At 69.9% G+C, this 23,618-nt stretch carries 19 protein-coding genes; 14 read left to right on the top strand and 5 right to left on the bottom strand.

The window, feature by feature from the left end; translation table 11 throughout:
* Positions 1-30 precede the first annotated feature (30 nt).
* The 6 genes from QA861_RS19590 (at position 31) to serC (ending at position 6,341) form a co-directional block, all read left to right on the top strand.
* The gene (locus QA861_RS19590) at positions 31-2,034 is read left to right on the top strand and encodes an ATP-binding protein (protein ID WP_334589627.1); all 2,004 of its coding nucleotides are present in this window, start codon (positions 31-33) and stop codon (positions 2,032-2,034) included.
* Positions 2,031-2,501: a roadblock/LC7 domain-containing protein gene (locus tag QA861_RS19595; RefSeq protein WP_334589628.1), complete on the top strand. Its 471-nt coding sequence runs from the start codon at positions 2,031-2,033 to the stop codon at positions 2,499-2,501. The genes QA861_RS19590 and QA861_RS19595 overlap by 4 nt, the downstream gene beginning before the upstream one ends.
* The gene (locus QA861_RS19600; RefSeq protein ID WP_334589629.1) at positions 2,498-2,869 is read left to right on the top strand and encodes a DUF742 domain-containing protein; all 372 of its coding nucleotides are present in this window, start codon (positions 2,498-2,500) and stop codon (positions 2,867-2,869) included. Before QA861_RS19595 ends, QA861_RS19600 begins: the two co-directional genes overlap by 4 nt.
* A gap of 121 nt (positions 2,870-2,990) precedes the next feature.
* Positions 2,991-3,644: a GTP-binding protein gene (locus QA861_RS19605; RefSeq protein WP_334590624.1), complete on the top strand. Its 654-nt coding sequence runs from the start codon at positions 2,991-2,993 to the stop codon at positions 3,642-3,644.
* Positions 3,641-4,870 (top strand): cytochrome P450, encoded by a 1,230-nt coding sequence (locus QA861_RS19610; protein ID WP_334589630.1) that lies wholly within the window; start codon positions 3,641-3,643, stop codon positions 4,868-4,870. The genes QA861_RS19605 and QA861_RS19610 overlap by 4 nt, the downstream gene beginning before the upstream one ends.
* A 352-nt stretch (positions 4,871-5,222) precedes the next feature.
* Positions 5,223-6,341: a phosphoserine transaminase gene (gene serC / locus QA861_RS19615; RefSeq protein WP_334589631.1), complete on the top strand. Its 1,119-nt coding sequence runs from the start codon at positions 5,223-5,225 to the stop codon at positions 6,339-6,341.
* Between the two features lie 145 nt (positions 6,342-6,486).
* Here serC and QA861_RS19620 read toward each other — a convergent pair whose 3' ends face one another.
* Positions 6,487-7,164 carry a FadR/GntR family transcriptional regulator gene (locus QA861_RS19620; RefSeq protein ID WP_443041509.1) on the bottom strand — a complete coding sequence of 226 codons (678 nt, stop codon included), beginning with the start codon at positions 7,162-7,164 and terminating at the stop codon, positions 6,487-6,489.
* 135 nt (positions 7,165-7,299) lie between these two features.
* Between QA861_RS19620 and QA861_RS19625 the strand changes: the two genes are divergently transcribed.
* The 5 genes from QA861_RS19625 (at position 7,300) to upp (ending at position 16,795) form a co-directional block, all read left to right on the top strand.
* Positions 7,300-8,592: a CynX/NimT family MFS transporter gene (locus QA861_RS19625; RefSeq protein ID WP_334589633.1), complete on the top strand. Its 1,293-nt coding sequence runs from the start codon at positions 7,300-7,302 to the stop codon at positions 8,590-8,592.
* Between the two features lie 231 nt (positions 8,593-8,823).
* Positions 8,824-13,080, top strand: a complete 4,257-nt coding sequence (locus QA861_RS19630; protein WP_334590625.1) for an amino acid adenylation domain-containing protein — start codon at positions 8,824-8,826, stop codon at positions 13,078-13,080.
* 81 nt (positions 13,081-13,161) lie between these two features.
* Positions 13,162-14,121, top strand: a complete 960-nt coding sequence (locus QA861_RS19635; protein WP_334589634.1) for a pseudouridine-5'-phosphate glycosidase — start codon at positions 13,162-13,164, stop codon at positions 14,119-14,121.
* A gap of 74 nt (positions 14,122-14,195) precedes the next feature.
* Positions 14,196-16,052 carry an HAD-IA family hydrolase gene (locus tag QA861_RS19640; protein WP_334589635.1) on the top strand — a complete coding sequence of 619 codons (1,857 nt, stop codon included), beginning with the start codon at positions 14,196-14,198 and terminating at the stop codon, positions 16,050-16,052.
* 38 nt (positions 16,053-16,090) lie between these two features.
* Complete coding sequence (gene upp / locus QA861_RS19645) at positions 16,091-16,795, top strand: uracil phosphoribosyltransferase (protein ID WP_334589636.1); 705 nt, start codon at positions 16,091-16,093, stop codon at positions 16,793-16,795.
* Positions 16,796-16,891: 96 nt separating this feature from the next.
* On the opposite strand, the gene QA861_RS19650 is transcribed toward upp, so the two are convergent.
* The 3 genes from QA861_RS19650 to QA861_RS19660 form a co-directional block, all read right to left on the bottom strand.
* Positions 16,892-17,281: a VOC family protein gene (locus tag QA861_RS19650; protein ID WP_334589637.1), complete on the bottom strand. Its 390-nt coding sequence runs from the start codon at positions 17,279-17,281 to the stop codon at positions 16,892-16,894.
* A 166-nt stretch (positions 17,282-17,447) separates the two neighbouring features.
* Positions 17,448-18,977, bottom strand: coding sequence for a cellulase family glycosylhydrolase (locus QA861_RS19655; RefSeq protein WP_334589638.1), 1,530 nt, complete (start codon positions 18,975-18,977; stop codon positions 17,448-17,450).
* Positions 18,978-19,175: 198 nt separating this feature from the next.
* The gene (locus QA861_RS19660; RefSeq protein ID WP_334589639.1) at positions 19,176-20,159 is read right to left on the bottom strand and encodes a WD40 repeat domain-containing protein; all 984 of its coding nucleotides are present in this window, start codon (positions 20,157-20,159) and stop codon (positions 19,176-19,178) included.
* A 267-nt stretch (positions 20,160-20,426) separates the two neighbouring features.
* Between QA861_RS19660 and QA861_RS19665 the strand changes: the two genes are divergently transcribed.
* From QA861_RS19665 to QA861_RS19675, 3 genes are all read left to right on the top strand, one after another.
* Positions 20,427-21,110 (top strand): GDSL-type esterase/lipase family protein, encoded by a 684-nt coding sequence (locus tag QA861_RS19665; protein WP_334589640.1) that lies wholly within the window; start codon positions 20,427-20,429, stop codon positions 21,108-21,110.
* A gap of 88 nt (positions 21,111-21,198) precedes the next feature.
* A complete protein-coding gene (locus tag QA861_RS19670; RefSeq protein WP_334589641.1) occupies positions 21,199-21,795 on the top strand; it encodes a Uma2 family endonuclease in 597 nt (198 codons plus the stop codon).
* Positions 21,796-21,991: 196 nt separating this feature from the next.
* Positions 21,992-22,471, top strand: coding sequence for a carboxymuconolactone decarboxylase family protein (locus QA861_RS19675; protein ID WP_334589642.1), 480 nt, complete (start codon positions 21,992-21,994; stop codon positions 22,469-22,471).
* A gap of 139 nt (positions 22,472-22,610) precedes the next feature.
* On the opposite strand, the gene QA861_RS19680 is transcribed toward QA861_RS19675, so the two are convergent.
* On the bottom strand, positions 22,611-23,543 hold the full coding sequence (locus QA861_RS19680) for a nuclear transport factor 2 family protein (RefSeq protein WP_334589643.1): 933 nt from the start codon (positions 23,541-23,543) through the stop codon (positions 22,611-22,613).
* Positions 23,544-23,618: the final 75 nt, after the last annotated feature.

The following is a 23,618-nucleotide window of genomic DNA, read 5'->3' on the forward strand; positions in this document are numbered from 1 at the left end:
CCGACCGAGGAACCGACCGAGGACCGCTTCATGACCGCGCCCCGCCAGCCAGGCGAACGCCCCGCCTACCGTGCTCTCCTGCCCGCCCCGCTGCTCACCGCCGTACTCGCCGCGCTCGCGGTGGCCGGCGCGGTCTCCCGGGCGTCGAACGAGGCACGCGTCCCGCTCGCCCTGGGCGGAGCCGGCGCGGCGCTGCTGCTGTGCGCGGCCGTCACCGTGGCCGCCCACGGCATCCGGTCCGCCCGTCTGGCGCGGCGTCGGCTCACGGCCGTCAGCGACGACGCCGGGCGTCTGCTGCACGACCGGGCCCGCCTCACCGAGGAGCTGAACCAGGTACGGGCCGGACTGACCGCCGATCTGGAACGGGAACGCGCGCGCGTGTCCGCCGACCTCGTCCGCGAACGGGTCCGCCTCCACGAGGCCTCCGCCCAGGAGTTCACCCGCCTCCAGCAGGTGAAGGCCCACGAGCTCACCCTGCTCACCGAGGACATCGCCCGCCTGACCGAAGAGCTGCGCCGGGCCAACCAGGAGCGGGCGGCGGCCCTCGCGGCCACCGCCAACGCGGCCGGCCGGATGCAGGCGCTGGCCACGAGCACTCTCGCCGACCTGCGCGCCATGGAGGACCGGCACACCGACGAGGACGTGGTCGCCGACCTCCTCCACCTCGACCACCGCACCGCCCAGGCGGGCCGCCTCGCCGACTCCGTCGCCGTTCTCTCGGGCGCCCGTTCGGGCCGCCGCTGGGCCCGCCCGATCGTCATGGAGTCGATCCTGCGGGGCGCCATGGGCCGCATCAGCGGGTACCAGCGTGTGCGCGTGCACTCCGCCAGCGCGGCGGCCGTCGCCGGACACGCCGCCGAGGGCGTCATGCACGCGCTGGCCGAACTTCTCGACAACGCCGCGAACTTCTCGCCGCCGACAGCCGAGGTCCACGTGTACGTCGAGGAGGTCCCCGCCGGGATCATCGTCTCCGTGGAGGACAGCGGCCTGGCCATGAGCGACGTGCAGTTGCGCCGCGCCGAACGGGCCGTCTCCGGGGAGGACGGGAGCAACGACACCAAGGGCGGCGGGCGCAACGCGGACGGCATCGGGCTCGGCGGCCTCACCGGCACCCGCCTGGGCCTCTCCGTCGTCGGCAAGCTGGCCCGCAAGTACGGCCTCACGGTCTCCTTCCGCCCCTCCGCGCGCGGGGGCACCGGTGTCCTGGTGCTCATCCCGCAGGACATCCTGGCCGGGGACGCGGTCGTGGCCCCGCCGCTGCCGACACCGCCGACGCGGATGACACCGCCCGTACCGGACGCACCCGCGGCCCCCGCACCCACTCCCGGCGAACCCTGGGAAGCCCGTTCCGAGACCCAGGACCAGGCACAGGGACAAGGACAGGGACAGGGGCAGGGGCAGGGACAGGGGCAGGGACAGCACCTGCCGGTGTCGTACGCGGAAGAGGGCCACGCGGAATGGCCGTACCCCGAGGAGCCGTACGCGGAACGGCCCTCCACACAGGAGCCGTACGCGGACATCCCCTCCACCCAGGGACCGTACGCGGACCAGCATCAGTCCCAGGAGCCCTACGCGGAGCAGCCGTACGCGGAACGGCCCTACGCGGACCAGTCGTACACAGCTGCCCGCGCCGCCGTCAGCGACCTGGACCCGGACCCCGTACCGACTCACCAGTCCCCCGACCACGCCCCGGAGCAGCCGGAGAGCCCCGCCGCGGAGATGCCCTCCGACGGGCTGCCGCAGCGGCGCCGGGGCCGTACGCTCGCCGCGGCCGAACGCGCCCGGGGGGCCGCACCGGCCGACGAGTCGAGGTTCTCCATCCCGCTCGCGCCCCCCGACCCCGACGACACGCGCGAACGGGTGGCCCGTTTCGGGACTTTCCGGCAGGCAGTGCGCGGCACCGTGCCCGATCAGGCGGCCCTCCAGGGCAGCACCAGCCCGGAGCCACCACCCCCGCCCTCCGCCGCGCCCGTACCGCCCGCCGCCTCACCCCCCATCACCACCTCCCACCCGGAAGGCGACCCCACCCCATGACCGGCACTGGCCTCGGCCCCGGACCGACGACCGCCGACGAGAAACTGACCTGGCTCATCGAGGGCCTCCTGGAGCGCACCCCGGGTGCCCGGCACGCGCTCGTGCTGTCCCGGGACGGTCTGAAACTGTGCCGTACGCCGGAACTGTCCGTGGACCAGGCGGACCAGCTCGCCGCGATCGCCGCCGGTATCCAGTCGCTGTCGCACGGCGCGTCCGTGGAGTTCGGGGACGGCAGCGGAGGGGTGCGTACCGCGATGACGGAGTTCTACGGCGGGGTGCTGTTCATCGTCGAGGCGGGCCAGGGCGCACACCTGGCCGTCGTCACCACCGAGGACGCGGACACCGGGCTCGTCGGCCACAACATGAGCGAACTCGTCGAGCAGCTCGGGGAGCACCTGCGCGCCCAGCCCCGGACGACACAGCCCCGTACGACTCAGCCCCGTACGACTCAGCCGCCTACGGCATGAATGGTCCGGGGGGACAACCCGGGAACCGTCCGGGAAGGGACGATTCTCCGGACCGGCTCTACACACTCACCGGAGGCCGCAGCCGCTCCGCACCCGACAACCCGTTCGACCTGGTGACGCTGGTCGTCGCCGAGTCCGGTCCGGTGCCGGGGATGCAGTCCGAGCACGCGGCGATCCTGCGTCTCGCCGAGCGTCCCACGGCGGTGGTGGAGGTCGCCGCCGTGCTGCGGCTGCCGGTGGGCATCACCAGGGTCCTGCTCGCCGACCTCCTCGCCGCGGGCCACGTCAGCGCCCGCCATCCGCGCCGGACCGCCATCACCGACCCCGACATCCTGGAGCAGGTGCTCGTTGGACTCCGCAACCTCTGACCGCGCGGACGACCGCGCGAACAACCGCCCGGGCGACAACGCCACGTGCAACGCCACGGACGGCCGCGTGGAGCGCGTGGACCGCGTGGACCACCGCGCGGAAGTCGACCCGCGGCCGCCCCTGCGCGCCTCCGCCGACAACGGGCTGAAGATCGTGATCGTCGGCGGCTTCGGCGTCGGCAAGACGACGCTCGTCCGGTCGGTCAGCGAGATACGTCCGCTCAGCACCGAGGAGACGATGACGCGGGCCGGTGAGAGCGTCGACGACGTCAGCGCGGTGCGCGACAAGAAGGCCACGACCGTCGCCTTCGACTTCGGCCGCATCACGCTCGACGCCCACAACGTGCTGTATCTGTTCGGGGCGCCGGGCCAGGAGCGCTTCTGGTTCCTCTGGGACCGGCTGTTCGCCGGCGCGCTCGGCGCGGTCGTCCTCGTCGACACCCGCCGCCTCGACGACTCCTGGTACGCGATCGACCGCCTCGAACAGCACGGCACCCCGTTCGTCGTGGCCCGCAACGACTTCGGCGGCCAGGACTTCGCCCCGCAGGCCATCCGCGACGCACTCGACCTCGACCCTGACGTACCGCTCGTACACTGCGACGCGCGCGCCCGGAATTCGAGCAAGCGGGTGCTGATCGCACTCGTGGAACACGCGAAACACCGCTACCAGCGTGCGACGCGGCCCCCGTCACCGACGACGGATACACCTACCCCTGCACACATGCGTTCGTACGATGGCCAAGTGGCCGCACATCACGAGGAGTTGCCCCGGTGACCGCCGCCCATGTCCCCCTCGACGGCCACCGGCTGCGGACCGAACCCGACCGGGTGTACCGGGAGATGCGGCGCGACCACGGGCCGGTGACACCGGTGCTGCTCGACGGGGACGTACCCGCGTGGCTGGTGCTCGGCTACCGCGAACTGCATCAAGTCACCGGCGATTCAGTGCTGTTCAGCCGGGACTCGGAGTTGTGGAACCAGTGGGAGAGGATCCCCGCCGACTGGCCGCACCTGCCGATGATCGGCCGCCGACAGCCCTCGGTCCTCTACACCGTCGGCGAACGCCACCGTGAGCGCGCCGCGATGATCGGCGGTGCGCTGGAGGGGGCCGACCCGGTCGAACTGCGGTCGTACGCGGAGCAGTTCGCGGACGAGTTGATCGACTCGATCTGTGCCCGGGGGCAGGCGGACCTCGTCCAGGAGTACGCGACGCGACTGCCGGTACGCGTCATGGCCCGCCTCTTCGGTTTCCCCGACGAGGACGGGCCCGCCCTGGTCTCCGCCGCGCTCGCCATGACCGGCGGGCAGGAGAGCGGCATGGCGGGCCAGCGGTACCTGATCGAGTCGATGGGCCGGCTGCTGGCCGCCCGTAGGGTGCGGCCCTCGGACGACGTGGCCTCGCGGATGCTCGCGAACCCGTACGGCTTCACGGACGAGGAGGTCGCGCACGATCTGATGATCATGATCGCGGCGGGGAACGACCCCACCGCCGACTGGATGGGCAACTCCCTGCGCCTGATGCTCACGGACGAACGGTTCGCGGCCTCCCTCTTCGGCGGGCGCAGCAGTGTCGCCGAGGCGATGAACGAGGTCCTGTGGGAGGACGCGCCCGTGCAGACCATGCCGGGCCGCTGGGCGTCCCGCGACACCCGCCTGGGCGGACGGCACATCCGTACGGGCGACCTGCTCCTCCTCGGCCTCCAGGGCGCCAACGCCGACCCCCAGGTCCGTACCGACGGCTCCGCCCTCACCGGCGGCAACAACGCCCACTTCTCCTTCGGCCACGGGGAACACCGCTGCCCGTTCCCGGCGCAGGAGGTCGCGGAGGTCATCGCGAGAACGGGCATCGAGGTCGTCCTGGACCGCCTCCCGGACATCGACCTGGCGGTCCCGGCCGAATCCCTGACGCACCGCTCCTCCCCCTGGCTCCGGGGCCTGACACAACTCCCGGTCCGATTCACCCCCACACCGGCCCACACCCCCAGCCCGTCCGGCGCTTGAGGACAAGGCCCGCTCAGGGCCGGAGCAGGGGCCCCGGGGCGGCAGCCACCAGATACGCACCACCCCCACACCGGCCCACACCCCCAGCCCGTCCGGCGCTTGAGGACAAGGCCCGCTCAGGGCCGGAGCAGGGGCCCGGGGGCGGCAGCCCCCAGATACGCTTCACCCCCACACCGGCCCACACCTCCAGCCCGTCCGGCGCTTGAGGACGAGGCCGTTCAGGCCGAAAGGGGGGCCTGGGGGCACAGCCCCCAGAAACGGGCGCCCCCCAACCCCCGCCAAACCCGCGGAGCGCGTCTCACCGGACGGACCACGTTTCCTCCACGTTTCCCGGAAGGGCTACGCTCCCTCCGTGGCTGAGATCCAGATTCCCGCTGACATCAAGCCCGCCGACGGACGTTTCGGCGCGGGCCCCTCCAAGGTGCGGACGGAAGCGCTGGACGCGCTGGCCGCCACCGGTAGCTCCCTCCTCGGTACCTCCCACCGCCAGGCCCCGGTCAAGAACCTGGTCGGCAAGGTACGCGAGGGCATCTCCGCGCTGTTCCAGCTCCCCGACGGCTACGAGGTCGTCCTCGGCAACGGCGGCTCGACCGCGTTCTGGGACGTCGCGACGCACGGCCTGATCGAGAACAAGTCGCAGCACCTCACCTTCGGTGAGTTCAGCTCGAAGTTCGCGAAGGCCGCCAAGCTCGCCCCCTGGCTCGCCGACCCGACCGTCATCTCCTCGGACCCGGGCACCCACCCGGACCCGCGGGCCGAGGCGGGCGTCGACGTGTACGCCTACACGCACAACGAGACGTCCACCGGTGTCGCCGCCCCCATCAAGCGCGTAGCGGGTGCCGACGAGGGCTCCCTCGTCCTCGTGGACGCCACGTCCGGCGCCGGCGGCCTGCCCGTGGACATCACCGAGACCGACGTCTACTACTTCGCCCCGCAGAAGTCCTTCGCGGCGGACGGCGGCCTCTGGCTCGCCGCGTTCTCCCCGGCCGCGATCGAGCGCGCGGAGCGCGTCCACGCGTCCGGCCGCCACATCCCGGAGTTCTTCTCGCTCCCCACGGCGATCGACAACTCGCGCAAGAACCAGACGTACAACACCCCGGCCCTCGCCACCCTGTTCCTCCTCAACGAGCAGCTGGAGTGGATCAACGGCCAGGGCGGCCTGGACTGGGCGGTCCGCCGCACGGCCACCTCGTCCCGCACGCTGTACGGCTGGGCCGAGGACGTCAAGTACGCGAACCCGTTCGTCACCGACCCGGCGAAGCGCTCGCAGGTCATCGGCACGATCGACTTCTCGGACGAGATCGACGCCGCCGCCGTCGCCAAGGTCCTGCGCGCCAACGGCATCGTCGACACGGAGCCCTACCGCAAGCTCGGCCGCAACCAGCTCCGCGTGGCGATGTTCCCGGCGATCGACCCGGCGGACGTCGAGGCGCTGACGAAGTGCGTCGACTACGTGATCGAGAAGCTCTGACCTTCTCCCGTACGACGAAGGGGGCGCCCGGTGCTGGTCACCGGGCGCCCCCTTCGTCATGCCCGCACCCGGAGAAGAGCGACCGTCACCCGTACGACCGTCATTCGTACGAACGCCACCGGTACGAACGTCAGTCGTACGAACGTCACTCGTACTTCTCGGCGGGAGCGCAGTCCATGTAGGAGCCGGACTCGTACGCCGCCCGGTCGCTGTCGCGTGCGCGGATCGCCTCCACGAGGCGGGCATGGTCCTGGAACTGCTCGGGGCGCAGGGTGTCGCCGAAGTGGTCGAGGAGCGAGTCCCGGATCACCTCGCCCAGGTCCGCGTGCAACTCGGCCAGCACGGTGTTGTGCGACGCCGTGACGACGGCCAGATGGAAGGCCACGTCGGCGTTCGCGAAACCGACCCGGTCCCCGGCCGACCAGGCCCCCTGCCGTTGCTGCAGCAGGAGTTCGAGCCGCTCCAGGTCGTCCGGGGTCCTGCGGGCGCAGGCCAGCCGCGCCGCTCGGATCTCCAGGGCGCTGCGGACGTCGGTGACGTCCTCCCGCCGGGCCTTCTCGAAGCGGGTCCGCATCATGCCGGCGAGTTCGCTGGTCGCCTGCACATACGACCCTGAGCCGTGGCGGATCTCCAGCAGGCCGGTGTGCGCCAGGGCCCGGACCGCCTCACGCACCGTGTTCCGGGCCACGCCGAGCTGTTCGACCAACTCCGTCTCGGTCGGGATGCGCGAGCCCACGGGCCAGGCGCCGGAGGTGATCTGCCGCCGCAACCGGGTGATCACCTGGTCGGAAAGCGCTTGGCGGCGAACGGGATCCATAGTCATCTCCTCAGACTACGTCGGTTCTCACCCAATGAACCTCTCTGCGACTCATCGCGTCATCGTCTCATCGACTCATCCCATGACTCTACCTACAAACCACTAGACATCGAGTCATGGGATGAGTCTACGATAGGGCCTATGCCGAAGAGTGAGTCCAACAGGCCCGCCTCGCACCCCGACCCGCACATCTCCCCGAACGCCTCCGACAGCGCCCCCAGCACCCCCCTCACCACCCCACTCACCACCTCCCGGAACACGCGCCGCCTGGCGCTGGCGGCGCTCGTACTCGCGGCACTGAACCTGCGGCCGGGGGTCACCAGCCTCGGGCCGGTCCTCGAAGAGGTGCGCGACAGCCTGTCCATGAGCGGCACGACGAGCGGGGTCCTCACCTCCATCCCCGCCGCCTGCTTCGCCCTGATCGGCTCCACGGCCCCGGCTCTCGCCCGGCGTTACGGCGCGGCCGGCGCCATCGCCGTCGCCGGAGCGGTACTGACGGCCGGGCTCGCGCTTCGGCCGTTCGCCACCGACCCCGCCCTGTTCGTCGTACTGACCGCCGTGTCGCTCGCCGGCATCGCCATCGCCAACGTGCTGCTCCCGGCCGTCGTCAAAGAGCGCTTCCCCGACCGGGTGGGCGCGATGACCGGCCTGTACTCCATGGCGTTGAACGCCGGCGCCTCGTCCGCCGCCGCCGTGACCGTCCCGCTGACCGAGGCGTTCGGCGGCGACTGGCGGTACGGCCTGGGGGCCTGGTCGGTACTGGCCGCCATGGCCGTGCCTCCCTGGCTGGCCCTCGCCCGCCGCCGGCCACCGCCGGGACCGGACCCGGTGGACGCGGACGCCCCGCAGCAGCCTCCGCCCCGGGGCCCGCTCTCCCGGGATCCCACCGCCTGGGCGCTCACCGCCTACTTCGGGCTACAGGCGAGCTCCGCCTACATCATCATCGGCTGGCTGCCCCAGATCTTCCGCGACTCCGGCCTCTCCGCCCAGACCGCCGGCCTGCTCTTCTCGGGCACCTCGCTGCTCGGCGTGCCCCTCTCCTTCGCCCTGTCGGCCCTGGCCGGGAAGCTGCGGCACCAGAGCGGGATCGCGGCGGCGATCGGCGTGTGCGGCCTGGCCGGATTCACGGGTCTGTGGGCCGATCCGGCATCCACGCCCTGGCTCTGGGCGTTCCTCCTGGGCGTGGCCAACTGCTCCTTCCCGCTGGCCCTGACGATGATCGGCATGCGCGGCCGGGACGGCGCCTCCGTCGTCCGGCTCTCCGGCTTCGTACAGGGCTTCGGCTATCTGCTGTCGATCCCCGGGCCCGTCGTCGTGGGCGTTCTCTACGACCGCTCCGACGGCTGGCGACTGCCCCTTGGCTTCGTCCTGCTGCTGACCCTCGTGCAGATCGCGGCGGGCCTGCTGGCGGGCCGTAATCGCCAGATCGGCTGAATAGACAGAAGCCTCTTGACTGTACAGCGACAATGCTCTTGGATTGAATAAGTAAGCAGCAGCAAGATTGCCCCGCACAATTCGGTTCGCGCACAACTGCTGCTGAAGTCGCCCCGCACAGCCGGTCGGCGAGAAATTCCGAAACCCGCACCAGAAGCACCATTGTTTCTCCGTCGTTTCTCCAGCTATGCCCATTCATGCGGAAAAGGGAAACCAGTGAGCACAGATGTGATGCCCGGTACTCGTCTCGCCGCCACCTGCCTGACCGACCTCCTCGCCGAACAGGCACGCCTCTCACCGGACCGGATCGCCGTCGTCCATGAGAACGAGAGCCTGACATTCGCGCAGCTCATGAGCCGTAGCCAGGAACTGGGCGCCTTCCTGAGGCGAGCGGGTGTCGCCCCGGACAGCCGCGTCGGCGTGTTCATGGAACCATCGCTCGACCTGATGACGACGGTCTGGGGAATCCTGTGGGCCGGCGGCTCCTACGTACCGCTTTCCCCGGAATACCCCGGCGAGCGCATCGCGTACATGATGGCGGACGCCGGAGTGGAAATAGTTCTCACCCAGGAGTTACTCCGGCCCGCCCTCCAGGAACTTTCACCCGAGGGAGTCCGGACCGTCACCCTCGCCGAAGTGTTCCAGTCGCCGGAAGTGAACGGAAAAGGCGGCAGCGAAAAGCAGAGCAGCAGAAGTAGCCGGATCAGCTGGAACGGGGAAAAGCCCCGGCCTGAGGATCTCGCCTACGTCATCTACACCTCCGGCAGTACCGGAAAGCCGAAGGGCGTGATGGTCGAGCACCGGAGCATCGTCAACCAGATGCGCTGGCTGCACACCGAGGGCGCGATCGACGCCGGCGAGATCATCCTCCAGAAGACCCCCATGAGCTTCGACGCGGCGCAGTGGGAGATCCTCGCCCCCGCCTGCGGAAGCACGGTGGTGATGGGAGCCCCCGGCGTCTACCGCGACCCCGAGGCGATCATCGCCACCATCAGGCGGCACGGCGTGACCACCCTGCAGTGCGTCCCCACCCTCCTCCAGGCGCTCCTCGACACCGAGGACCTCTCCGCCTGCCGCTCCCTGCGCCACATATTCAGCGGCGGCGAGGCGCTCTCCCGAAGTCTCGCCGCCCAGTGCCTCGACACCATGCCGACAGCCCGGCTGGTCAACCTGTACGGCCCCACCGAGTGCACCATCAACGCCTCGGCCTTCGTCGTGGACCGTGCGGCGGTGGACGACGGACCGCGCACCATGCCGGTGGGTACGCCCGTGAGCGGCACCACCTTCCACATCCTGGACCCGCAGGGGAAGCCGGTCGCGATCGGCGAGATCGGCGAACTGCACGTCGGCGGGGTCCAGGTGGCCCGCGGCTACCTCGGCCGCCCCGACCTCACGGCCGACCGGTTCGTGGACGACCCCTTCTCCACCGCCCCCGGAGCCCGGCTCTACCGCACCGGCGACCTGGCCCACTTCAACGCCGACAGCACGGTCCAGTTCGTCGGCCGCGCCGACAACCAGGTCAAGCTGCGCGGCTACCGGGTCGAACTCGACGAGATCCGCCAGACGATCGAGACCCACGACTGGGTCCGCGGCGCGGCCGTCCTGCTCCACGACAACGATGCCACCGGGTTCCAGAACCTGGTGGCCTTCGTCGAGCTCAACCCCAAGGAAGCCGCCGTGATGGACCAGGGCAACCACGGCTCCCACCACCAGTCCAAGCGCAGCAGGCTCCAGGTCAGGGCCCAACTGGCGCACACCGGCTGCCGTGACGCCGGCGAACTCGACGGCCGGCCCGTGGTCGAACTCCCCGGCGCCGAGGCCACCCCCGAGCAGCGCGCCCGCGCCTTCGCCCGCAAGACCTACCGTTTCTACGAGGGCGGAACGGTCGGCCGGGACGACATCCTGCGACTCCTGGCACCCCGCACCCGGCCGCAGCCCCCCGCGCGCGGCCTCGCCGACCTGACCCGGGCCGAACTCGGCACGCTCCTGCGGAACTTCGGCCGCCACGTCAGTGACCAGCGGCTGCTGCCCAAGTACGCCTACGCCTCACCCGGCTCCCTCTACGCCACGCAGCTGTACCTCGAACTCGACGGCGTGGGCGGGATCCCCGCAGGCCTGTACTACTACCACCCGCTCCACCACCACCTGGTGCTCGTCGGCCCGGCCCTCCCGGACACGGAGACACACCAGACGCCCCAGAGTCCCCGGACTCCGCACGCGAGGGTTCACTTTCTCGGCAAACACCGGGCGATCGAACCGGTCTACCGCAACAACATCCGCGAGGTCCTGGAGATCGAGGCCGGGCACATGGTCGGCCTGTTCGAGGAGATCCTGCCTGCCCACGGCCTCGGCATCGCGGCCACGGAGTACCGGCCCGCCGTCAAAGACCGCCTCGACTGCGCCGACGAGGACCACTACCTGGGCACGTTCGAACTCCTGCCCAGCACCTCTGCGGCCGCCGACGCCGCCGAGAGCACGGCCGGCTACGACATCTACGTCCAGGCCCACTCCGGCCGGGTCGAGGGTCTCCCGGCCGGCCAGTACCGGTACACCGCCGGCAGCCTCGTACGCATCTCCGACGACCTGGTGGCCAGGAAGCACGTCATCGCCATCAACCAGCGGGTCCACGAGCGGGCCGGTTTCGGCATCAGCCTCGTCGCCACGAGCCCCGACTCCTGGCGGCAGTACCTCGACCTGGGCCGCAAACTCCAGCGCCTCCAGATGAACGACCTGGGCCTCGGCTTCATGTCCTCGGGCTACAGCTCCAAGTCCGGCAACGATCTGCCCTCGGCCAAGCAGCTGAGCAGGATCCTCACCGACTGCGGACTGCCCACCGGACCGTCGTACTTCTTCGTGGGCGGGCGAGTCAGCGAGGAGCAGCTGCGCGGCGAGGACATGAAGGAGGACTCGGTCCACATGCAGGGGCCGGCCGAGCTGATCAAGGAAGACCTGGCCGGACTGCTGCCCCGCTACATGCTGCCCAACCGGATCGTCATCCTGGACCGGCTGCCGCTCACCGCCAACGGGAAGATCGACAACAAGGCGCTCGAAGCGTCCCAGCAGACCGAACTGGCCCTGTCCGGCCGAGCGTTCGTCGCCCCCCGCACGCGCTCGGAGCGCCGGGTCCGCGATGTGTGGCAGACGGTGCTCAAGCGCGAACAGGTCTCCGTCGTCGACGACTTCTTCGAACTCGGCGGCAACTCCCTGCTGGCCGTGGCCCTCGTCGGCCGGCTGAAGGCGGACTTCGGCCAACCGATGCCGCTCCAGGTGCTGTTCGAGGCCCCGACCGTCGAGAAGCTCGCCGCCCGCCTCGACGCCGAGACGTCCGCGCCGCTGACCCGGCTGGTGCCGCTCCAGCCCGAGGGCACCGGCACCCCCCTGCACTGCTGGCCCGGCCTCGGCGGCTACCCCATGAACCTGCGCCCGCTGGCCACCGCCCTGGGCACCGACCGGCCCGTCCACGGGGTGCAGGCGTACGGCATCAACAGCGGCGAGGTCCCGTACGCCACCGTTCGCGAGATGGCGACCGCGGACGTCGAGGCGATCCGTGAGATCCAGCCGCACGGCCCCTACCTCCTGTGCGGCTACTCGTTCGGCGCCCGGGTCGCCTTCGAGGCGGCGTACCAGCTGGAGCAGGCGGGCGAGCGGGTGGAGCATCTGTTCCTCGTCGCCCCCGGCCAGCCCCGGCTGCGCCCCCAGGACGCCCAAGGCGCGGGCCACCGCGCGGACTTCGGCGACCGTGCCTTCCTCGCCATTCTCTTCTCGGTCTTCGCCGGCACGGTCGGCGGCCCGGCACTGGACGAGGCCCAGCGGACCGTCCGGGACGAGGACGGCTTCGTCGCCTTCGTCACCGCCCGCTTCCCCGGCCTCAGCGAGGACCTCGTACGGGCGGTCACGGGCGTCGTCCGGCAGACCTACTCCTTCACCTACGAGTTCGACGAGCTGATCGGCCGGCGCCTCGACGCCCCGATGACGCTCGTCAAGGCGACCGACGACAACTACTCCTTCATCGAGCGCAGCGAGCGCCGGGGCGGGTTCTCCACCCGCCCGCCCGCCGTCCACCAGTTGCGGGCCGGCCACTACGAACTGCTGCGCGAGCCGTACGCCGCCGAACTCGCCGCGCTCCTCAACGCCCGGATCGACGCGACGACCGCCCTCACCACCGCCGTCACCACCGGCATCAAAACCGCCATCACCACCGCTACCGCCACCACGTCCACGCGTCCGGGCCGGCCGGCCCACGCCGTTCTCCAGGAGGTCGGAGTGCCCCACATCAACATCAAGCACTTCCCGGTGCCCATCACCGACGAGCAGGAACGGGAACTGGTCACCGCGGTCACCGCGGCAGTGCGCAACGCCTTCGGCTGCAAGGAGGATGTCGTCTCCATCGCACTCGAACCCGTCACCCAGGACGTGTGGAACGAGCGGGTCTACGTGCCCGAGATCGTCGACCGGCAGGACCTGCTGCGCAAGACGCCCAACTACTGACCGGCATCACCTCCACCGCCTCGACCGCCGCCCGGCCTCCAGTACCCGTCAGTGCCCGACCTTCAGCAAAGGACCTTTCACATGACGCTCCCCGCACGCGGACACGGACACCGTCCGGTGCCCCTGGTGTTCACCGACGAGGTGGCGGCGGCGCTCGCCGACGGCGACCCGGTGGTGGCCCTGGAGTCGAACGTCATCACCCACGGGCTCCCCTACCCCGACAACGCGGCCACCGCCCGCAAGGTGGAGGAGGCCGTACGGGCCGGCGGCTCGGTGCCCGCCACCATCGGCATCGACGGCGGTCGCATCCTGGTCGGGATGACCGACGCGGACATCGAGCGCTTCGCGGACACACCGGGCATCCCGAAGGTGAGCAGCAGGGACCTCGGGGCCGTCCTCGCCTCGGGCGGTATGGGAGCCACGACCGTCGCGTCCTCGCTGGTCGCGGCGGAACTCGCCGGGATCGCCTTCTTCTCGTCGGCGGGCATCGGCGGCGTCCATCGCGGCGCCGAGACCACCATGGACGTCTCCTCGGACCTGATCCAGTTCACCCGGTCGAAGGTGGCCGTCGTCTGCGCCGGCGCGAAGAAGATCCTCGACCTCGGCCTGACCATGGAGTTCCTGGAGACCCACTGCGTCCCCGTCATCTCGTACGGCTACGACGACTTCCCCGCCTTCTACTGCCGCTCCAGCGGACTGCGCGCGCCGCAACGCCTCGACGACGAGGCCCTGATCGCCCGTGCCGTCGAGACCCACTGGGCCCTGGGCAACCCCGGCGGTGTCCTCGTCACCAGCCCCACCCGGGAGGAGGACGCGATCGACGGGCAGGACATCGAGGCCGCCATCGCCGGGGCCCTGCGCGGCGCCGCCGACGACGGGGTCCGGGGCGGCGCCGTCACGAAGTACGTGATGCGTGCCGTGGACCGCGCCACCGAGGGACGGTCCGCGCTGGCCAACATGGCCGTACTCATCCACACCGCCGAGGTCGGCGGCCGGCTCGCCGCGGCCCACGCCCGGCTCCGACGCGAGGAGAACCGGTGACCCCGGCCCAGCCCCGCACGCAGACCCACCCCCGGACTCAGGCCCACCCCCGATCCCGACCCCAGGAGACTGCTGTGACCCGCGTGGCGATGTTCGACCTGGACGGCACGCTCGTCGACTCGCCGCGGGCGATCGTGGAGGCGTTCGGCGTCGCCTTCGAGGCGATGGGTGCCGACCCCCGGGACCCGGCGGACGTCCGGGCGACCATCGGCCTGCCGCTTGAGCAGGCGTTCGGCAAACTGCTCGGGGTGCCGCAGGACGACCCCCGGGTCGCCGAGGGCGTCGCCCAGTACCAGAAGGCGTTCCGTACGGTCATCCTGCCCCGCGCCAAGTCCCTGGTCTTCCCCGGCGTAGCCGAGGGCCTCGACGAACTGCGCCGCAGGGGAGTCGTCCTGACGGTGGCCACGAGCAAGTTCCACGCCAGCGCCGACGCCCTGCTGACCGCCGCAGGACTGCGCGACCACATCACGGTCCTGATCGGCGCTGACGACGTCACCTACCCCAAACCCCACCCCGAGTCCGGGCTGCTGATCCTCGAACGCCTGGACGCCCGCCCCGAGCACGCCGTCATGGTCGGCGACACCACCCACGACCTGCGGATGGCCGAGGCGGCCGGTATCGCCTCGGTCGCGGTCACCTACGGAGTGCACCAGCGGGCCGAACTGGACGCGGCCCGCCCGACGTACGTCGCCGAGACGTTCCCCGAGGTCGTGGCCCACATCATCGGCACCCTGCCCGACAGCGGCCCGTCCGGCGACACGTTGGTCGAGGACATGCTGAACGACCGTACGCATCACATCGAGTTCAACGGCCACCTCACCAACCACGTGAAGCACGCCGTCGTCGCCCTGGCCGGCCTGGGCATCGCCCCGGAGCGGATCAAGGCCTACCACGACAACTACGTCACCCTCACCCCGTACGGCTGCCCCGTCGAGCCGGCCCGGGCGCCGCAGCAGACCGTCGACGACGACAACTGGCTCCAACTCCTGGGCAAACGCCAGGACTTCGCCGCCCACTGTGAGTTCTTCGACCGCCGCGAGCAGGAACTCGGAATGACGGAGATGCTACGGCGCTATCTGCCCCGTCTGCTCTCCGGCTGGGTCGGCGCCCTCCAGCACGCGACCATCCATCTGGGCTGGGCACTGGACGCCGGTAACCGCCGGATGGCCATCGAGGGCATCGCCTACCTGGCCTTCGCCCACGTCGACTGCCACCCCGAGCGCGCAGTCGTCTCGGAGGCGTACGGCGCGGAGCTGCCGAAGGACTCGCTGCTGCGCATCGCCCGCTACTGGGAGGACAACCGGCAAGAACTGGGCGCCTGGGTGCAGCACCTGGTCGACGACACGACGGCCGACATCCACCCCGAGCTGCTCAGGTCCGGCCTGCAGCACCGGATCGCCCGGACGCTCGGCGAAGGCCACCCCCGGATCTACGAGACCCCCGCCTGGGTCAACGACCAGGACACCGACGCCAGTTGGGACCAGCTCGGCTACCTGGTCACCCTTCTCTACCTGGCCGAACCGGGGGACTTCCTCCTGCTGCACCTCATGACCGCGCTGCACGCCATGCGGCACATCGCGGACACCCTCCCCGTCGAGCAGCGCCCCGAAGCGGTGAAGTGCTACTGGACCGGCATCCTCGGCGTCCTGTTCTCCCGCGGCCACTTCGCCCGCCCCGGAAAGCTGACGGCGCTGGACGACCTCTTCGACACGGCCGTGGACGACGTCACCGACCCGCGCTGGGCCCGCGAGTGGAACTGGCTGATCGCACGAGCCGCGGAGGAGGAGGAAGAGCACAACCCGAAGCTCGTCTACGTGATGCGCGAGATGTGGCACCGCACGGGCGGCCGGTCCGTCTACCGGGTCGCCGCCGGTCAGTTCACCGCGACACCCGAACTGCCCGCCACCTTCGAACAGCCGCCGGTCGACTGACCATCGCCGTCCCCCAACCCGCGTACGAGGAGCCGAACATGACCACCGTGACAGCGACCATACCGACCTCCGTCACCGCGCCCACCCTTCAGACGTACCTGGACCGCAACGTCCACCTGCTCCCCCAGACCGACCAACTGCGCGCCCTGCACACGGCCGTCCGCGACCGCGACGCCTCCCGCGAGGACTTCGTCTTCTACACCGGCCGCATCATCCGCATGCTGACCGAGGCAGCCCTTAACCTCCTGCCCTTCGAGCCGTACGACGTCACCACCCCCGTGGGCAGCACCTACCCGGGCCTGCGCTTCGCGGGCGGACTGTGCGGGATCCCGATCATCCGCGCCGGCGAGAGCATGGAGGCCGAATTACGTGCGGTGGTCCCCGGGGTCAGGATCGGAAAGATCCTCATCCAGCGGGACCCGACGACCAAACAACCGCACCTGTACTACACGAAGCTGCCCGAGGACATCGCCGACCGTCACGTCCTCCTGCTCGACCCGATGCTGGCGACCGGCGGCACGGCGATCGCCGCCATCGAGGTCCTGCGCGGACTCGGCGTACCGGAGGAGCACATCGTCTTCGTCAACTTCATCACCGTGGCGGAGGGAATCACCGCCGTGTGCGAGCGCTACCCCGGCGTACGGATCGTCACGTCCGCCATCGAGGAGGGCCTGAGCGAGCACGCGTACATGCTGCCCGGCATAGGCGACTTCGGAGACCGCTACTTCGGCACGGACCGATAGGGGCCCCGGAGGACATCGTTTCTGCGCGAGCCACGGCCGAGGGCCGCACCCCGAGCTCGGGGTGCGGCCCTCGGCACATGTACCGCCTACTACCGCCTACGAGGTCCAGCCGCCGTACGGCACGGTGATGAGTTCCATGGCGTGGCCCGCCGGGTCCATGAAGTACACGCCGCGACCACCGTCGTTGACGTTGATCGCGCCGGGCTGCTTGCGGTGGGGATCGGCGTAGTGCTCGACGCCACGCTGCCTGATCTGCGCGTACGCCGCGTCGAACTCCTCCTCGGAGACCAGGAAGGCGTAGTGCTGGGCGGTGATGCTGTCGGCGGGGATCGTGGCGAAGTCCAGTGTGACGCCGTTGCTCAGATCGACGGCGATGAACGGGCCCCACTCGGCGCTGATCTCAAGGCCGAGCAGGTTCGCGAAGAACTCCGCGGACTCCCGGTTGTCCCGGGCGTGGACGATCGTGTGGTTCAACTCGACTGACAAGGAAGCCTTCCGAAGGCATGTCCCGACACCTCCATGCCTCACCCAGCCGGTGACCGGCACGCGATGTCGCCGTACATCCTAGGACAGGTCCTGGTCGCCGGTGTGTGCCGAGTGGCAGGTCGGCGGTGGAGGGGACCCGGCGGATCACCGGGCCCCCTCCCCTCACTCACGTCGCCGTACAGCTCACCGCGGGCACGCCCCCGCCCCCCGGCGCTCCCCCGAAGCCGAAGGTCGCCGAATCTCCCACCGCCAGGCTCCCGTTGTGAGCCGCGTTCACGGCGGTCACCGTCGAGCCCGTCTGGGTGTACGTCGCGTTCCACATGCTCGTGACCGCCTGCGAGCCGCCCCAAGTCCACGCCACCTTCCAGGACTTGAGCGCAACAGTGCCCGAATTGGTCACCTTGACCTCGGCGTTGAACCCGCCGCCCCAGTCGCTGCTGACGGCGTAGGTGGCGGCGCAGGCGGCCGTACTACCACCGCCACCGCCACCGCCTCCTCCGCCACCGCTCCCCGGGAAGCCCGGCGCCTTCACGCTCGCCAGATAGCCGTCCTTCACGGTGTCCACCGACGACCAGTCGTCCTTCAGGATCCCGCCCGTGTCACCGGAGTTGGGGTTCCAGGACCAGAAGGTCCAGTGGAAGGAGTCCGAGCCGTACGTCGCTGTCGGCCGCAGATAGTCCACCAGCGCGGCCAGCCACCGCTGGTCCACCGTCGACTGGAGCGTCGTACCGAACTCCCCCACCCACACCGGCGCGATGTTCTGCTTGAAGATGTAGCCCCAGTACTTGTCCCAGATGCCCGGCATGTTGGCGGGGAACGAGGGATCACTGAACCAGCTCTGCTGGGCCACGCTCGTCGCGTAGTCGTGGGCGGAGTACACGACCCGGTTCGCCACGTTCAGCTGCACCGGATACTGCGCGACCCCCATCAGGTTGCCGCCCCACCAGCCGGAGACCCCGTTGAACGTCTGCACGCCCTCCACGAACACCAGCAGTTGCGGATTCACGCCGAGAACCGCGTTGCCCGCCCGCTGGGCCGCCAGCCGCCAGTCCTTCGTCGTGTCACCGCAGCCCCAACAGGCAGGATCATGCGGCTCGTTGTGCAGGTCGATGCCGATGACCGTGTCCTGCCCGACGTAACGCGACGCCAGCGCCTTCAGGTTGGCGATCCACGTCGACTCGGGCACCGCCGCCGTGTACCAGAGCGCCGACTGCCCGCCCGAGTCCGGCCGGTGCCGGTCCAGGATGACCTTGAGGCCGATCTGACCGGCGTACGCGACCAACTTGTCCATGACCTGGAGGGAGCCCAGGCCCTGCAGATCGGCGTTCTTGCCGCTGCTGAAGTCGATGCTGTTGGGGACGGTGGAGGACTTGAAGATGTCGTCGCTGTACGGCATCCGGATGGTGTTGTAGCCGAGCGACTTCATCTGGTCGATCATGCTCTTGTAGTCGCGGGACCAGAGACCGTGCACCACGTAGTTGCCGGTCTCGAAGCCGAACCAGTTGATGCCGGCGATCCGGACGGGCTGCCCGGCCGCGTCCAGGATCTGCCGCCCGCTGGTGTGCCAGTAGCCGGCACCGGCGTCCGCCGCACGGACGTCCGCCGCGTGGGCGGCCTGCGCACCGGCTCCCAGCGGCAACAGAAGCGCGGCGGCGGCAGCGCACAGAGCTCTTCTCAAGGTACGGAAGCGGAACATGTCGCTTGTTCCTCTCGGGAGGCGCGGCCCCGGAATCGATGGGAGCGCTCCCATTCACCGCGCATCTCCCAGGAAACTGACCTAACATGCCCACGTCAATACTCGCGGCATCCCGGGATGCGTACGGCGTTCAGCGACCGGCAGCCACGCAGCGGCTCAGCTCCCGGCAATGGCTGCCGGGAAGAGCTTCCGGCATTATCACGACGGCCGCCGCCGAAGCCGCTTGAGCCCGAGATAGGCGAGGAGGATTACGCCGAGCGCGACAGCCCCGTTCCTGACGTTCCCGCCCGAGCCCCCGCCCCCGTCGTTACCCGAGGCCGAACTCCCGTTGCCACCACCCGAGTCGGAGTCACCGGACTTCCCGTACGACGGAGCGTCCTCGGCCTGGACACCGCTCTCGGCGCCCTCGCTCCCGTACATGAGCTTGGACCCGTCACGGCTGTACGTGACCGACTCCCCCTGCCCCTGCAAGGGCACGTCGAGCTGCCCCTGCCGCTTGAGCTTGCCGCCGTTCCAGGCGTAGGAGACACCGCCGAAGTACCCGCGTACGGCCAGCTGCCGCCCGTCGGGCGAGAAGGCGGCGTCGGTGGCCCACATGTCGACGGGGGCGACGGGCCGGAAGACGTTGGTGCCGGAGGAGGAGAGCTTGGCCGGCCCGGCGTACAGATGGCCGCCGTCCTCCTGCTTGTCGATGATGTAGACGCGCCCGGTCTTCGGATGCACGACCAGGGACTCGGCATCACGCGAACCGTCCGTGTACTTCACGACGTACTGCGTGGCGCGGATCGTCTGGTTCCTGAGCACCTTGGGCTCGGGAAGCCGGTAGACCCACACATAATCCCAGGTCACGCCATCGTTGTCGCCGATGTCGCCGACGTAGATCTGGTTGTCCGGGCCGATGGAGATGGCCTCGATGTCGCGGGGCCTGCCCACGCCGGACATGGTGACCGTGGCGACCGTCTTCCCGGTCGCGCTGTCGACCGCGTACAGGAAGGCACCGTCGTCACTGTCGTTGTGGGTCCAGTAGACGCCGGGGTGGAGACGGGAGGCGGCGAGACCGCTGGACTCGGTGATCCGCGGGTCCTTGATGGTGAAGTCCTGGTCACCGTCGGCAGCGGAGGCGGGCGCGGCGAGCACCCAGACGAGTAGGCCCCCGGCGAGGAGGGCGAGCGATCGGCGCATGCCCTCAAGCGTGCCATCCCGGCGCTCGATACGAGGGTCACGACCCTGACCGCCCCGCCGGATCAGCCACCGGACCGCCACTCCCTCACGCACCACCAGCCACACCAGCCACACCTGCCAACACGACCGCCGGCACAACCACCGGCACGACTACCGACTGAACTACTGGCCAACTACCCGCAAGCCGACATACACCTGACGCCGGGTGGCCCGACTCACACACCCCACCCGGCCCACGCCCCACCCCCGATCCCTCATCATGAGCGGATGCTCAGGTTGATGCCCGTAGGCGACTCCATGACGATCGGCAGCGCCGGCGAACACACCTGGCGCTACCGGCTGTGGCAGCACCTGCGGGAGACGTACGGCGCCCCGTTCCGGATCGTCGGCCCGCGCGAGGCGGTGTACGACAAGGCGACGGACACCCCCGACTCGTACGAGTACGCCGACCCGGACTTCCCCCGCGCCCATCTGGCCGGCTGGGGCGAGGGCTGGCACCACATGGCCCCGCTGATCGCGGACGCGGTACGCGCCCACAAGCCGGACGTCCTCCTGGTCTCCCTGGGCCTGATCGACCTGGGCTTCTACACGGACGCCGAACAGACGGCCGAGAACGTCCGCCTCTTCGTGGCCGAGGCCCGCCGCTCCAACCCGCGCATCGCCATAGCCCTGCTTCCGGTGATCCCCAACTCCCGCGCGGAGACCGACCCGCCCTTCGCCGCCCAGGTCACCCGCTTCAACGAACTCCTGGCGAAAACGGCAGCCGACCTGGACGAACCCCGCTCCCCTCTGCTCCTGACATCGCCCCCACCGTCGTACGACATCCACCACGACACCTACGACGGCACGCATCCCAACGCGAACGGCGAGCACAAGATCGCGGGGGCGTTCGCGGACTCGCTGTACGAGGCCTGGGATCTGGGGGAGCGATACGGGGCTGAAACCGACTGACCGAAACCGGGCGTGCCATGGTCACCGTGCGTATCGTTGTACCGCACGGCCGCACTCGTCCGGGGCGCGGCCGGGGAGGAGTGCCACGGTGACCGTCCTTGAAGACAGGATCGAGATGGCCGAGATCGCCGACAACGGTGACGAGCTGACGCTCGACACGATGTTCGGGTGGCTTGAGAAGAGCCCCATCCCCGACGGATACAGGGTCGAGATCGTCGGAGGGAACATCTTCATGTCGCCGCAGCGGGACACCCACTGGGAGATCATCGCAGCCATTTACGATCAGCTGCGCACCAAGTACCCGCGCAAGCGTGTGAAGTCCGACGTCCGCATCGACTACCCGGGCCACCTCAACGGCTTCTCCTCCGACGTCACGCTCATGACCGAAGGTGCCGAGAAGAGCGACAAGGGCCTGTGGCGCTGTCAGGACGTCGAGTTCGTCGCCGAAGTGATCTCGAAGAAGACCGCGGCCAATGACTACGGTCCGAAGAAGACCGCCTACGCCGAGGCCGAAGTCCCCGTCTACCTCATCGCCGATCCCTACCAGGGCAGGTGTTTCCTCTACACCCACCCCAAGAACGGCGAGTACGCGACCGAGACGAAGCTCGCTTTCGGAGACGATGTGAACCTGGGCGACACCACCGTCGGCCTCACCCTCTCCACGGACGAGTTCCCCCGCGACTAGGACCTGTCGGTCACGAAGCGGCAACCGACTCATTCGACATCCCGGCACCACAGGACACAGCGTCAGTCAGCCCTCACCCCCACGCGCCGGTGAGACCCACGTCACATTCGCTCAGCCCTGTCACATCTCAGCGCTCCGTCCCGTCGTGCATGTGTAACGCCCGATGAAGGCAGCACCCACGCCGGAGGAGCACATCATGGAAGCCCGCTTGAACCTCTTCGCCGACCCGGTCGCGGCAAAGGCCACAAAGCACCTCGTCGCGGCGGGCCAGGCGGCCGTGGACTCGACCCTGCCGCTCGCGACGCAGGAACTGGTGAGGCTCCGCGCCAGCCAGATCAACGGCTGCGGATTCTGCACCGACATGCACACCAAGGACGCCGCCGCAGCGGGCGAGACCGCGCAGCGCCTTCACCTGGTCGCGGCCTGGCGGGAGGCCAAGGTCTTCACCGACGCCGAGCGCGCCGCGCTGGAGCTGACGGAGCAGGGCACCCGTATCGCGGACGCGGCCGGCGGGGTCACGGACGAGGCATGGGCGAACGCCGCCAAGTACTACGACGAGGAGCAGCTCGCCGCCCTGGTCCTCACGATCACCCTGATCAACGCCTTCAACCGGATGAACGTCATCGTCCAGCAGCCCGCCGGCGACTACGAGCCCGGCATGTTCGCCCAGCTCTGACGACAGCGAGGACGACGGTCTTGGCCGGGCGGCCGAGACGGGGTGGGAGTGGGAGGGGGAGTGGGGCCGCCCGGCCCGGACACCGGGCGGTCCCACCGCTCGAGCGACCACGCTCTCGTCCCAGAACAGCTGGAACGTCTCAGAACATCGTGTTGTCGTTGGCCGAAGTCGCGGGAACGTCCTGCAGTACGTCCCAGTGCTCGACGATCTTCCCGCCCCGCACCCGGAACAGGTCCACGACGGCCTGGCCGCGCTCGCCCGGCGCGTTCACGTAGTGGCTGTGCACGGCGACCAGATCCCCTTCGGCCACCACCCGCTTCCGCGAGACGGCCAGCTCCGGGAACGCCCGGAAGTACCCGCCGAGCCCCTCACGCGCGCCGGCCACACCATCCGCGATGCCTGGATTGTGCTGGTGGTACTCGGTCCCCCAGTACGTGTCGAGCGCGGACAGGTCCTTGTCGACGATGAGCCGGTCGAACGCCCTGGTCACGAGCTTCTTGTTGTAGGCGGTGAGCCACCGCGACCCCGGCTGCTCATTCTGTGGCCGACTGACCGTCGAGAACATGTCGTTGCCGTTGGCGCTGGTGTCCGGCACGTTCTGCCCGGTGTCCCAGTGTTCGGCGATCTTCCCGCTCCGGAACCGGAAGATGTCGAACACGGCCGAGCCCCGAGTCCCCGGCGTCAGCACGACGTTGGAGTGCACGAGGACGAGGTCACCTTCCGAGATGACCCGCTTGACGTCGTACTTCGCCTCGGGGAACTGCTGATGCACGCCGGCGGCCAGGTTCTTCAGCGGGCCGGAGCCGTTGGCCGCGAGGGGGTTGTGCTGGATGTAGTCGGGCCGTACGAACTTGTCCACGACCGCGGTGTCACCGCGCTCGAAGACACCCTTGAGGACACGTACGGCGACGTCCTTCTGGTAGTCGAGCCGGGCACCGTCACCGACGCACCGGTCGGCATGGTGGCCACCGGTGGACGGCGAGGCGACGGCGGGCACGCTCGCCGCACCCAGCAGGGCGGACGCGGCGAGCACTGCGACGAGGATGCGGCGGGCGGGCATGTGGGGGGTCACAGTGCTGGTCCCTCTCTCGGATTCGGGTCAGATCCCGTTGACGACGAAACAGGAATCCTCAGACTCTTGAAACTT

It is taken from the genome of Streptomyces sp. B21-083, assembly GCF_036898825.1.
Classification (GTDB): Bacteria; Actinomycetota; Actinomycetes; order Streptomycetales; family Streptomycetaceae; genus Streptomyces.